This window comes from Vibrio fluvialis, from assembly GCF_900460245.1.
GTDB classification, from domain to species: domain Bacteria; phylum Pseudomonadota; class Gammaproteobacteria; order Enterobacterales; family Vibrionaceae; genus Vibrio; species Vibrio fluvialis.
The window spans coordinates 2,812,121-2,824,787 of record NZ_UHIP01000001.1; the positions used below are offsets into that span (position 1 = coordinate 2,812,121).

The 12,667-nt window shown below is 45.4% G+C and carries 12 protein-coding genes; 4 read left to right on the top strand and 8 right to left on the bottom strand.

The genetic code is table 11. The features are described 5' to 3' along the window. Positions 1-181: 181 nt before the first annotated feature. Entirely contained in the window at positions 182-1,258 is a 1,077-nt protein-coding gene (locus DYA43_RS13245; protein ID WP_024374124.1) for a CNNM domain-containing protein, read from the top strand. A 53-nt stretch (positions 1,259-1,311) separates the two neighbouring features. Here DYA43_RS13245 and DYA43_RS13250 read toward each other — a convergent pair whose 3' ends face one another. Then, entirely contained in the window at positions 1,312-2,553 is a 1,242-nt protein-coding gene (locus tag DYA43_RS13250) for a mechanosensitive ion channel family protein (protein WP_020332391.1), read from the bottom strand. Between the two features lie 178 nt (positions 2,554-2,731). Continuing rightward, entirely contained in the window at positions 2,732-3,337 is a 606-nt protein-coding gene (locus DYA43_RS13255) for a YjaG family protein (RefSeq protein WP_061056973.1), read from the bottom strand. A gap of 72 nt (positions 3,338-3,409) precedes the next feature. On the opposite strand from DYA43_RS13255, the gene DYA43_RS13260 reads away from it, so the two are divergent. Together DYA43_RS13260 and DYA43_RS13265 are read left to right on the top strand one after the other, a co-directional pair. Next, the gene (locus DYA43_RS13260) at positions 3,410-4,336 is read left to right on the top strand and encodes a D-2-hydroxyacid dehydrogenase (protein ID WP_061056974.1); all 927 of its coding nucleotides are present in this window, start codon (positions 3,410-3,412) and stop codon (positions 4,334-4,336) included. Beyond that, complete coding sequence (locus tag DYA43_RS13265; protein WP_061056975.1) at positions 4,336-4,914, top strand: uracil-DNA glycosylase family protein; 579 nt, start codon at positions 4,336-4,338, stop codon at positions 4,912-4,914. Before DYA43_RS13260 ends, DYA43_RS13265 begins: the two co-directional genes overlap by 1 nt. A gap of 11 nt (positions 4,915-4,925) precedes the next feature. Here the strand turns inward: DYA43_RS13265 and DYA43_RS13270 are convergent, their stop codons facing one another. Continuing rightward, positions 4,926-6,245 carry an MBL fold metallo-hydrolase RNA specificity domain-containing protein gene (locus DYA43_RS13270; protein ID WP_061056976.1) on the bottom strand — a complete coding sequence of 440 codons (1,320 nt, stop codon included), beginning with the start codon at positions 6,243-6,245 and terminating at the stop codon, positions 4,926-4,928. 425 nt (positions 6,246-6,670) lie between these two features. Here DYA43_RS13270 and wecA point away from each other — a divergent pair, with 425 nt between their 5' ends. After that, positions 6,671-7,732 carry a UDP-N-acetylglucosamine--undecaprenyl-phosphate N-acetylglucosaminephosphotransferase gene (gene wecA / locus DYA43_RS13275; RefSeq protein WP_061056977.1) on the top strand — a complete coding sequence of 354 codons (1,062 nt, stop codon included), beginning with the start codon at positions 6,671-6,673 and terminating at the stop codon, positions 7,730-7,732. 41 nt (positions 7,733-7,773) lie between these two features. Here the strand turns inward: wecA and DYA43_RS13280 are convergent, their stop codons facing one another. Genes DYA43_RS13280 through DYA43_RS13300 form a run of 5 tightly spaced genes read right to left on the bottom strand, consistent with a single transcriptional unit; the run spans position 7,774 to position 12,664 of the window. Further along, the gene (locus DYA43_RS13280; RefSeq protein ID WP_061056978.1) at positions 7,774-8,178 is read right to left on the bottom strand and encodes a WbuC family cupin fold metalloprotein; all 405 of its coding nucleotides are present in this window, start codon (positions 8,176-8,178) and stop codon (positions 7,774-7,776) included. Continuing rightward, entirely contained in the window at positions 8,165-9,376 is a 1,212-nt protein-coding gene (locus DYA43_RS13285; protein WP_061056979.1) for a glycosyltransferase family 4 protein, read from the bottom strand. The genes DYA43_RS13280 and DYA43_RS13285 overlap by 14 nt, the downstream gene beginning before the upstream one ends. Further along, a complete protein-coding gene (gene wecB / locus DYA43_RS13290) occupies positions 9,376-10,506 on the bottom strand; it encodes a non-hydrolyzing UDP-N-acetylglucosamine 2-epimerase (RefSeq protein ID WP_061056980.1) in 1,131 nt (376 codons plus the stop codon). The genes DYA43_RS13285 and wecB overlap by 1 nt, the downstream gene beginning before the upstream one ends. An 18-nt stretch (positions 10,507-10,524) precedes the next feature. Next, complete coding sequence (gene wbjC / locus DYA43_RS13295) at positions 10,525-11,628, bottom strand: UDP-2-acetamido-2,6-beta-L-arabino-hexul-4-ose reductase (protein ID WP_061056981.1); 1,104 nt, start codon at positions 11,626-11,628, stop codon at positions 10,525-10,527. A 1-nt stretch (position 11,629) separates the two neighbouring features. Beyond that, positions 11,630-12,664, bottom strand: coding sequence for a polysaccharide biosynthesis protein (locus tag DYA43_RS13300; RefSeq protein ID WP_061056982.1), 1,035 nt, complete (start codon positions 12,662-12,664; stop codon positions 11,630-11,632). Positions 12,665-12,667: the final 3 nt, after the last annotated feature.

A 12,667-nucleotide genomic window follows, 5' to 3' on the forward strand; every position in this document is an offset into this window, starting at 1 on the left:
CGCAAAATGTCTCCAAATATTTCCGGTCAAACACCCGCTAAGCCTGATATATCAAGGTGTTTCGGAAATAAGATTGTTCACAATCAATACCGATGCGTAACAAATCCAGCACACTTTTTTGCGGAAAAAACGTCATCAATCTGAATGTTTAATCGTTGGATAACACCATTAAGGAACCAGCATGTTTTTGCTTACGATATACGTCACTGTGGCGATTGGCGTATCGTTTATTTGTTCTGTACTCGAAGCCGTTTTACTCAGCCTGACGCCCAGCTATCTCGCCCAGCTCCGCCAGCAGTCACACCCGTCGGCCGAGAAACTGGCCCAACTGAAAGGCGACATCGACCGCCCACTGGCCTCGATTCTGACCTTAAACACCATTGCTCACACCATTGGTGCCGCAAGTGCCGGTGCGCAAGCCGCCGTTGTCTTTGGCAGCCAGTGGCTGGGGGTTTTCTCTGCCGTGCTGACGCTCGGTATTCTGGTGTTGTCTGAAATCGTGCCGAAAACTATTGGTGCAACCTATTGGCGCCAGCTCGCACCAGCCAGCGCCGTGATCCTTGGCTGGATGGTGTGGTGTCTGACGCCGTTTGTGTGGTTCTCGCAGCAAATCACCAAACGTCTGGCACGCAACATTGAAGTGCCGCGTCTGCGTGACGAACTGTCTGCCATGGCGCTGCTGGCCAACGAAAGTGGTGAACTGGCCGAAGGCGAATCGAAGATACTCAACAACCTGCTGGCCATCAGCGACGTGCCCGTCACTCAGGTCATGACGCCGCGTACCGTGCTGTTTCGTGTTAATGCAGAACTGAGCATCAACGAGTTCCTGCTTGAACACCGCGATACGCCGTTTTCCCGCCCGTTAGTCTATAGTGAGGACAGCGATAACATCATCGGCTTTGTGCATCGCTTAGAGCTGTTCAAGCTGCAACAAAGCGGCTTGGGCGAGCAACAACTTGGCGCTGTGATGCGACCGATCCATGTGTTACTTAATACTCAAACCCTACCCAAAGCCTTTGCTCAGATGATGAAAAACCGTCTGCAGCTTTCCTTAGTGGTGGATGAATATGGCACCGTACAAGGTCTGCTGACGCTGGAAGATGTGTTTGAACACTTGCTCGGTGAGGAAATTATCGATGAAGCCGATAAGACCACCGACATGCAGAAACTGGCGACAGAACGCTGGGAAAATTGGAAAAAGCAACACGGTGTGATTGAAAGCCGTGACGAAGATGACCCGCAAGAGAACCGTAAATAAACCCTCTGCTTGCAAAGACAGCGCCCCTCGATAAGAGGGGCGTTTTTGATTGGCTAGTTCGCGTGCAATTGTCGGAAGTCGTGCCCTGTCGGCGCCTGAGCAACCCGCAGGCCAAAATCTGGCAACACGGCATACAAGTGGTCAAAGATATCGGACTGAATACGCTCGTACTCGACCCACGCGGTGGTATTGGTAAAGCAGTACAACTCCAACGCGATGCCTTCATGAGTCGGTGCCAGTTGGCGCACCATCAACGTCATACGCTGATGGATTTCCGGATGCGCACGCAGGTAACGCTCCAGATAGGCTCGGAAACTGCCCAGATTGGTCAGCCGGCGGCCGTTGATCAGGCACTCTTCATCAAACTGCTGGCGATGATTGTACTGCGTGATCTCTTCCAGTTTGGTTTTGATGTAAGGTTCCAGCAACTTGGCCCGGGTTAAATGGCCAATATCCTGCTGAGACAGAAAATGTACGCTGGTCGCGTCAATCAGCACGCTGCGTTTGATGCGGCGCCCGCCCGAATCCTGCATCCCTTTCCAGTTTTTAAACGAATCGGAAATCAGTGCATAAGTGGGAATAGTAGTGATGGTTTTGTCCCAGTTCTGCACTTTCACAGTGGTCAGGCTGATATCAATCACGTCACCGTCGGCACCATACTTCGGCATTTCCAGCCAATCGCCGACGCTGAGCATCTTATTGGCCGAGAGTTGAATTCCAGCCACCAGCCCGAGGATCGGGTCTTTGAACACCAACATGATGACCGCGGTAAGAGCACCGACCCCACTCAACAGAATGAGCGGCGATTTGCCCACCAGAATCGATGTGGCCAGCAGCGCCGCAATCACAAAGAAAACGATCTTCAGACTCTGCACAATGCCGCGCACGGGCATGTTGCGGCCAAGCGGCGTGCGTGACAGCAGCGTATCCGCCACGTCAAGTAGCGAGAACATCGCCAGCAAGGCAAACAGCACGATCCACAGCGCCACCAACGTCAGAATCCAATCACGGATTGCGCTCTCCGGCGACAGCCACATGCTGGTCTGAACCGCAATCAAAATGCCCTGAATAACCAAAGCAATCCGGCTGAACAACTTGCCGGCAAACAGCGCATGACGCCACACCGCCTCAGATTTGGTTGCGCGTCGTTTCAACCACGCGACCACTCCACGATGCAATACGAGATGCACCACTACCGCAATCAGAACAATTAAGCCTAACGCTTCTGAAATCTTAATAAACTGAGACATCTCAATACCAAACTGACTCAGCCAAGTCTCCAGAGACTGCAACATGTTTAACTCCTGCATTGGGAACAACGTGATACGCATCGTAACGCATTCTGCACTGCAGAACTGCGGCGGCAACAATTTATGACAATATTCGGACGTAATGAGGCGGTGAATGAAGGATGTTGTGGGTAAGGGAACGGATAAAGAAAAGGCAAGAGAGAGTCTCCTGCCTTGGGAAATATTACAATGACACGCCGATATTGCTGATGCAGTCGTCGCGCAGCTCCTGACGCAGATCTTTGATCAGATCAATATCGCGCTCACTCGCTTCACGCAGTGGTCGGTAGATGGCCCATTGCACATCCCACTCTTCGCACACGGCTTCGTTCTCTTTCTGATTGTCGTTGGTGATGGCTTCACCGGTTTGCGCTTCTTCCAGTTGCGCGACGGTTTGCACCGAAATCTGGCTGACTTTCTGCATCGATTCGTACAAATCATCGCGATCCAGCAGGCCATGCAGCGCCGTTGCGAGCGCTTCACACGCATCAATCGCAGGATAAACCGCATACAGATCAAACTCGTCTGAGGTCGGGATCAGCTCTTCCAGTTTTTCCAATTGACGCTCAAAGTTAATCTTGGCGTTTTTCACCGTCATCAATTCCCAAATACTGTCGAGAATTTCACGGTAACGACGTGGCTCAGCGAATTGGGTATGTTCACAGAACATGGCGTAATTCGGATACATGCGTTCACATAGACACGCCATAAAGGTAATCTGTTGCCAAGGTTCAAACTTCTCAAGGCGAAGTTGCAAAGGGTTCTGTAACCCATTTGATGTCTGTAACATGGTCACTCAATTCGTTGCGGATAAAGACAGCGGAAGTGTACTGGATAACCAGCAGGGAAAAAAGGCGCATCTATGAACAATTTCACTCATCAGCTGTACATTTTAACGGAGCACAATGACCTCTATCGCGACGCCATTGAAGCGCTGCAGCTGCCCGATCTGGTGATTACCGAAGATCGCAGTCAGGCAGACTTGTTACTGGCCGCACCGCCGATGGCTGCTCGCTGCCTGGAGGAATTTCCGCGTTTAGAGTGGTTGCAATCGGCTTACGCTGGCGTCGATGCGCTTATCGCCCCGGCACTGCGCCAGGATTACGAGCTCACTAACGTGAAAGGCATCTTCGGCCAACAAATCGCGGAATACGTGCTCGGTTACACCATCGGTCACTATCGCCATTTCGCGCGTTATCAGCAGCAACAGCAGCATGCGCAGTGGCAGCCTCACTTATATCAATCGCTGACTGGCCAGGTGATGACCATTCTCGGCACGGGCTCAATCGGTGCCCATCTGGCTGATGTGGCTGCCGCATTTGGCCTAACGGTGATGGGCGTCAACAGCTCCGGCATTCCGCCCAAGCAAGGCGCCTTCAGTCAGACGTATCACATTAATGAATTACCTGCCGCACTCGCTCAGGCGAATATCGTAGTCAACACATTGCCCAATACGCCAAGTACGCTTGGATTGTTGGGCAAAGAGACCTTGAGCCATTGCCAGCAGGCGCTGCTGTTCAACGTCGGTCGGGGCAAAACCTTAGTCGAAGATGAGCTGATTCCACTGATTGAACTTGGTCATATTCAGCACGCGTTTTTAGACGTGTTTATCGCTGAACCGCTCGCCGAATCACATCCATTCTGGACACATGCGGCGATCACCGTCACGCCGCACATTGCTGCGCTGAGCTTTCCGCATCAGGTGGTGGAAATCTTTGCCGAGAATTACGCGTTGTGGCGCGATGGCTTCCAGCTCAATAACCGCATTGATTTTGCCAAGGGGTACTGATGCTCTGTGATCTGCTGCGAGAAGTTCGTCAATGCCGGGTATGTGAGCCCGCACTGCCACTGGGTGCCAATCCGGTGATTCAGGCGCATGAAGAAGCGCGGATTTTGATCATCGGTCAGGCACCCGGTATTCGCGTACATGAAAGCTCGATACCGTGGAACGACCCGAGTGGCGATCGCCTGCGCCAATGGCTGAACGTGGACAAAGAGACGTTTTACGATCCAAAGCAGATTGCCATCATGCCGATGGGGCTGTGTTATCCGGGCAAAGGTAAGAGCGGCGATCTGCCACCGCGTAAAGAGTGCGCGCCGCTATGGCATCAGAAAGTGCTGGCGCAACTGCCCAACATCGAAATAACGCTGCTGATTGGTCAGTATGCGCAAAATTACTACCTGAAAGATAAACCATCCACCCTGACTGACACCGTCCGTCAATGGCAACGCTGGGCGCCACACTACATTCCTCTGCCGCACCCTTCACCACGCAATACCTTATGGTTAAAGAAAAATCCGTGGTTTGAAGACGAAGTGGTGACGTATATCCGCCAACATTTCCATACTCAGCTCACCGCTAACTAGCGGTTTGAGCGTTATTCGATGACGTTGTAGCCTTTGTCACGCAGCAGTTGAGCGAACGCTTGCTTGGCCTCGTGTTCACCATGGATTAGATGCACTTCTTTCGGCTTCTCATCGATGCCTTCAATAAATGCCAGCAGATCATCCTGGTCTGCATGTGCGGAATAACCCGACATGACATGAATCTGAGCATTCACTTCAACCTCTTCCCCTTCAATCATCACCACTTTGTCGCCCTGCTTAATGGCGCGCCCCAGAGTCCCTTCAGCCTGAAAGCCAGCGAAAATAACGTCGGTTCGAGGATCAGGAAGTAACGCTTTAAGATAATCAACAATTCGCCCGCCTTCACACATGCCGGATGCGGCCACCACTATTGATGCCTCTCCGGTCGAGGCCAGTCGGTTCACCAAGGCTTCATGCGAGCGATAGTCCTGAACCAGAACACACTGATCGAACGCCAGCGGATGGCGATGCATTTCTAAACGTTCTTTGGCTTCTTCACCCCAGAGCTGTTTGAATCGACGATAAGACTCGGTGACTTTTTGTGCCATTGGCGAATCGAGAATGATAGGTAAATCAGCGTTGATCTGATGCTCATACACCAATTGCTCAATATCGAACAACAGCTCTTGCGTGCGGCCAATACTAAAGGCGGGGATGAGAATCGTGCCACCATCGGCCAATGAACGATCGATGATTTCACGCAGTTTGTTGGCGCGCTCTTCAACGCCATCGTGATGGGTATCGCCGTACGTCGTCTCAATGACCAGATAATCTGCATGCATTGGCGGCACCGGATCGGGCAGTAACGGCGTGTTGCTCGGACCTAAATCACCAGAGAACACAATCACTTTCTGATTCGGGAGTTGAATTTCAAGATAGGCGGAGCCCAGAATATGCCCGGCAGGCACAAACTGGCACTGCAACATAACCCCGGAATCGGACTCAATGCGAAAACGCTGCTCGTATTCAATCGGTTCAATCAGATGGTCAATCTTATCCAGCACTACCTCCCGCTGCGCACGCGAGAATCCGGATTGTAACTTCATACCATCATCCAGCATCAGAGGAAGCAATTCTGCTGTCGCCGGCGTGCAATAGATTGGTCCGGTAAAACCCGCCGCAATCAACCACGGCAACCGACCGATATGGTCGATGTGCGCATGTGTCAGAATCAGCGCCTGGATGTGTTCGATCGGAAAATCCGGTTCGATATCCAGCGCATCTTTGCCCTGAAACAGACCACAATCGACAAGAATCGCCAGATCATCAACAACCAGTTCATGACAAGAACCAGTCACCGTCTGTTTGCCACCATGATGTATGAGTTGCATCAATTACTCCTCCAATACGAAAATTTCAACGGTGCCTGTATGAGAAATCAAACACAATTTTATCATCCTTAAAATGCGATAGCGCTAACCCAAATACAGTTCTGAAGTAATCATGAAGCAGGAAAGCTTTTCGATACAAAAAAGTAAACACACGTCACACAAATTACATATAGAGCAATGAAAATTCTTAAAATTAAGACCTACAACATTGAGAATTTGTACAATTATAATCGAATTTATTATCCAAGCTAAGCGTAAGAAAAAAACCTTTAATAATCATATCCCATTGTTAAGTAAAGAATTAATAAAGTATGTTTTCTAAGATGTAGACACAAACGATCTTTAAATCTAACTTTTAGATAGGTAGCTTTTGAGATAAAATTTTTGCAAACAAAAATGTACGTAAACACACCAATGGCTAGATCATGTTTTTAGAGCTCGTATTTGTCTTTTTTAGTTCTTTTGCCACTCTTTTCTTAATGAGAAAAGTGGCGAAGAGTATTGGTTTAGTTGACAAACCCAATGCAAGGAAACTGCATGAAGGGGCAGTTCCCCTTGTAGGTGGCATCTCAACCTGCTTAGTTATTACACAATTTTTGACCTTCAGACCCGACACCATTCAGTACAGTGAGCTTTTCGTTGCTTCCATATCGCTGCTTACCTTGATTGGTGCGTTAGATGATAAATTTGATTTAAGCGTGAAATTGCGAATCGGTATTCAGGCGCTATTGTCTATCATTATGATGAAAGTGACAGGCATAGAACTGCATAGCTTAGGGAACTTATTTGGATTTGGTTATATATATTTAGGCTGGTTTGGATCAACAGTCACAGTGATCGCTGTCATTGCTGCAATTAACGCCTTTAACATGGTGGATGGCATCGATGGTTTACTTGGTGGGTTGTCTATTGTCACTTTCGGCGCCATAGCAATTCTTCTAAATGTCGGAAGTCTGCACGGATTAGCTTACTTGTGCGTACTTTTTATTGTAGCAATGCTGCCATATATCTTTATGAATTTAGGAATTTTGGGGCGCGCAAGAAAAGTATTCATGGGTGATGCGGGTAGTATGATGATAGGTTTTACTGTTATTTGGTTACTTCTAGGTGCTAGCCAAATAGGTAAGCAGCCGCCAATGAGACCAGTTACAGCTCTTTGGTTAATCGCAGTGCCGTTGATGGATATGGCCGCGATCATGATTCGTCGTATTCGTAGGGGGGACTCCCCGTTCAAACCAGATAGAGAACATTTACATCACATTTTTCAACGGTTGGGGCTGAGTTCAAAGCAAACGTTAGTAGTAATCTGCTCTATTGCTGTAGCTTTCGCTACTTTTGGTATTTATGGTGAAGCTATGAATATTAGCGAAGCCACTATGCTTTACTTATTTATTGCTTGTTTTTTGATTTATGCAACCATTCTTAACTATATTTGGCGAATCACGACTTATATTAGAAACAAGTTTAGAAATTTAGCTAATATTTGACACAAAATCTAAAAAGAAAGCTCAAAAAGAGCTTTCTTTTTTTACCATTCAGGAAAAACCTTACTCATATTAGGATTGAATGGGCCTTCTTTTATTTCAAGCATAATCGCTTTATCAGAAATACATTCTACGCTATGTATATCATTAGGGAAAAACTCAATAGCTCGCGTCTTATTCCCATCTCCAACAAAAACTGTTTTTCTTACAGTACCGTCTGAATTGTACAAGCAAACCTTAATTTCCCCCTCAAGAACAAAGAAGTTTTCCCATTGATTATCTTGAGAATGAAAATGAGGCTCAACATAACTTCCTTTCAACAATGCAATAAACAAACGTTGCACTTTTTCATCAAAACTACCGTGTAAATTGTGGTGACTTCTTTTCCGCGGTGATTCTCTGGCATCTTGGTACATCAAATCGAATAAGTCGCTGTTAAACTCTCTCATGATTTATCTCCAAATTTGACACTATGCTTTTCTCTGCACTTTCTACTGAGAATTCAGCACACAAGAGTTTATACCCACCATCCCCTAAATTTCGTCTAAGATCAGTGCTGTAATACAAAGAAATTGCATTTTCTAAAAGAGCTTCATCCTCACCATTAATCGTAATATATCCCGCTGAATTATCATTAACTAAGTCAAGAAGATCATTACCTTGATTCACACTTCCTAAAATAGGAATAGCTTGAACCATATATCCCAAGAGTTTACCAGGGAAATTATGAGAAGTATGTTTAGATGAAAGTGAGAACAACCCAACATCAATAGAAGAAAGTATATCTCTAAATTCACTCTGATTAACTGATGGAAGATAAGAAAAATTCTCTAATTTCAAATCTTTAGCCATATCAAGAATCAAATCAACCTCATCACCTTGGCCGACAAATAGAAAATGAGCATCTTTATATTGTTTCATATTATTCGCTAGGCGCATAAGGTTAGCCATGTCTTGAGCGTGCCCTATATTTCCACCATAGAAATAAACAATCTTGTTTTTTATATTGAGCTTTTCTCTAATCTCATTTTTCCTCAATGAATTATATGGAGACAAACAAGCCCAATTACGTAATATTTCTACAGGAAAATCCTTTCCATGATAACGTTCAAATAATTCTTTATTTTTCTCCGACATCACACCAATCATATCCGCCGAATTATATGAACGCCGTTCAAAATATCGAAAATATTTTTCAATCAAAGAGCCTTGCTTAATCATCCCAGCATCAATCGCCCATTGCGGAAAAAAATCTCGAAGAACCAAGTAGGATGGACATTTACAGCGTTTTTTAATTTTACTGACCAAATCACCAAAGAATATGGATGGAGAGTAGTACACCACACCATCAAAAGTATTCTTGGAAATTTGACCTCGAATAGCTTTCCACGCAAGAAAAGACAACAATGTTTCATTGATCGCTCGTTTTACTTTACCAACATCTTTGATTTTTCCGGCACGAAAGCGCCAAACTTCCACCCCATCAAAGTCTGTGATCTCTAGTATTTTTTCAATACGATCATCTGGAGTAATCACCGTAACATAATGACCAGATTCAACGAGTTGTTTCGCCAGATCATGAAACATTTTTGCCCCAACTCTAGTGCTTTGGGGCAAGTAATCGTCAATAATTAAAGCTAATCGCATTAATATTCTTTCCAGACAACTCTTTTAACGTAATCAGTATAAGAATGAATAATACGTACAACCTTATCCGAAACATTAGGCATGCTGTAGTCGTAAACTTGTCTTAGTAAACGTTCTTCACCTGCAGGTTGAGTTTCCAGAATCTTCAAACCCTGCATGACTCGCTCGGAAGATAAGCCAACCATCATAACTGAAGCCTCTTCCATCCCTTCAGGCCTTTCATGCGCCTCACGAAGATTCAATGCAGGAAAGTTCATGATTGATGATTCTTCATTAATCGTTCCGCTGTCAGAAAGAACCGCTCTAGCATTTTTCTGCAAGTGGTTATAGTCGTGAAAGCCAAGTGGCTTTAACAACTGAATGTTTGGATGGAAACGAATACCCTGAGCTTCAATACGATTACGAGTACGCGGATGCGTTGAGACAATCACTGGCAGTCCATATTGCTGTGCAACTGTATTGAGCGATTCAGCTAGTTTTGCTAGCTGCTTGGGCGAATCAACATTTTCTTCTCGATGCGCACTAACGACAAAAAATTGGCCCTTTTTGAGACCTAGACGGGTAAGCACGTCTGAGGCATCGATTTGAGGCATATAGTGAGACAATACCTCAAACATTGGGCTTCCCGTTTTGATCACACGATCAGCAGGTAGTCCCTCTGCCAACAGATAGTCACGAGCAATCGTACTGTAGGTTAAGTTGATATCAGCAGTGTGATCGACAATACGACGATTCGTTTCTTCAGGAACTCGCTGATCGAAGCATCGGTTTCCAGCTTCCATATGGAAGATTGGAACCTTTCTTCTCTTTGCCGGTAATGCAGAAATACAAGAGTTGGTATCACCAAGCACTAACATTGCCTCTGGCTGTACTTCTTCAAGAACCTGATCGACCTTAATAATAACCTGACCTATAGTTTCTGCTGCATTCTTGCCTGCAGCATTAAGGAAGTAGTCTGGCTTTCTTACACCTAAATCGTTAAAAAAAACTTCATTCAGTTCAAAATCATAATTTTGCCCAGTATGAACCAGAATATGCTCGCAATGTTCGTCGAGCTTGGCCAACACACGCGATAAACGAATAATTTCGGGACGAGTCCCCACCACTGACATGACTTTCATTTTTTTCATTACTAAAATCTCTTTTCGCTACAGTAGCCTTGCAAAGGTATCAGGAGCTTCTCGATCAAAAATTTCATTTGCCCACAACATAACAATTAACTCTTCTTGTCCAGAATTTGTAATATCATGGGACCATCCCGGTACTGTTTCTACGACTCTGAGCTCATCAGACGAAACCGCCAACTCGTAGCGCTCACCAGTAGCAATATTTTCAAATTTGAACAATGCCGAACCTTTAATAACAAGAAATTTTTCATTCTTGGAGTGATGATAATGACCGCCTCGAGTAATACCTGGATGTGCAGTAAAAAACGAAAACTGTCCAGAGTCTTTGGTCTTGAGCATTTCACAAAATGTGCCCCGCTCATCGGTATACCCGGGAATTTGATAACTGAACTGCGCTGGAGAAAAATAGCTCAAGTACGTCGAGTACAATGCTCGTGTGAATCCTGTTCCAACGTTCTCTGTAACCAAATTACTACGGCTCTCTTTAAACGACATAAGAAGCTCGGCTACTTCACCAACCGTCACCAAATACTCTGGAGAAACGGTTTGATAACCTGATGACATTCCACTATCAACCAGAGAGATTAATGACTTACAAACGTCATCAATATATACCAAGGTGACTTCAGCCTTAGGATCATGGATGTTGATAGCGACATCGTTAGCGATGTTGTGACAAAACGTTGCTACAAATGAGTTGTAGTTAGGTCGGCACCATTTACCGAATACATTAGGGAAACGATAGATATAGAATGGTGCATTAGATTGTTTACCGTACCGCTCAACAATCGCCTCTGCTTCTGCCTTGCTGGCTCCATACAAATTGTCTCTATCTGCCTGTGTCGAGGAACTCAACACAATTGGAACTTGGCGCCCTGTCTTGTGTAACTCGGAAACAATAAACTGAGTTAAATCAGAGTTACCCGTTTTAAACTCATTGTCGTTGGTAGGCCTATTGATTCCAGCCAAGTGAAAGACGAAATCTGCTTTTGAAAGGGCAGTTTCAAAATCAGCCTTGGATGTCGTACGATCAATACGAATTACATCCTTAAAGCCAGATTCATCCAACATTGAACATAAATTTTTGCCAATAAATCCATTGGCCCCTGTGACGACTATGTTCATATCATGCATCCAGTTCGTATTCTTCACCAGCACACATGGCTCGAATAAACGGAAGTTTCATAAGTAGGGACTTCATACCCTCAACATCCAGTCGTTCAGTGTTGTGCGAGTTATAATCTTCCATTTGCGAAATTCTTGCATCGCCATCTTCTACATATTTACCGTAGTTTAGATCTCTTAGGTCTGGTGGAACACGATAGTAGTCTCCCATATCGACCGCAGCGACCATTTCTTCTCGGCTTAACAGCGCCTCAAAGAGCTTCTCACCGTGACGAGTGCCGATGACATTGATTGGATGCTCTTTTACTCCAAGTAGCTCTCGTAGCGCTTGAGCTAATGTTTCAACAGTAGCTGCTGGAGCTTTTTGAACAAAAATGTCGCCGTTCGTACCATGTTCAAATGCGTAAAGAACCAAATCAACCGCATCTTCCAAAGTCATCATAAAACGAGTCATCGATGGATCAGTAATCGTCATCGGCTTATCTGATTTAATCAAATCGACAAAAAGAGGAATAACAGAACCTCTTGACGCCATTACGTTTCCATATCGAGTACCACAAATTACGGTTTTCGTTGCATCAACATTACGAGATTTAGCAACCATTACTTTTTCCATCATCGCTTTGGAAATGCCCATCGCGTTAATTGGGTAAACAGCCTTATCTGTACTCAGACAAACCACGCGTTTAACCTGGTTAGTAATTGCAGCTTCTAGTACATTCTCAGTACCGAGAACGTTCGTCTTTACAGCCTCCATTGGATGGAACTCACAAGAAGGAACCTGTTTCAATGCTGCTGCGTGGTAGATAAAGTCAACACCGCGAGTTGCAGTCAATACACTGTTATAGTCGCGAACGTCGCCAATATAGAATTTTAGCTTGGGGTTATTGTATTTTTTGCGCATATCATCTTGCTTCTTCTCGTCACGAGAAAAAACTCGAATCTCTTTAATATCCGTTTCTAGGAATCTATTTAAAACCGCATTACCAAACGACCCAGTGCCACCTGTTATCAATAAAACTTTATTACTAAACATATC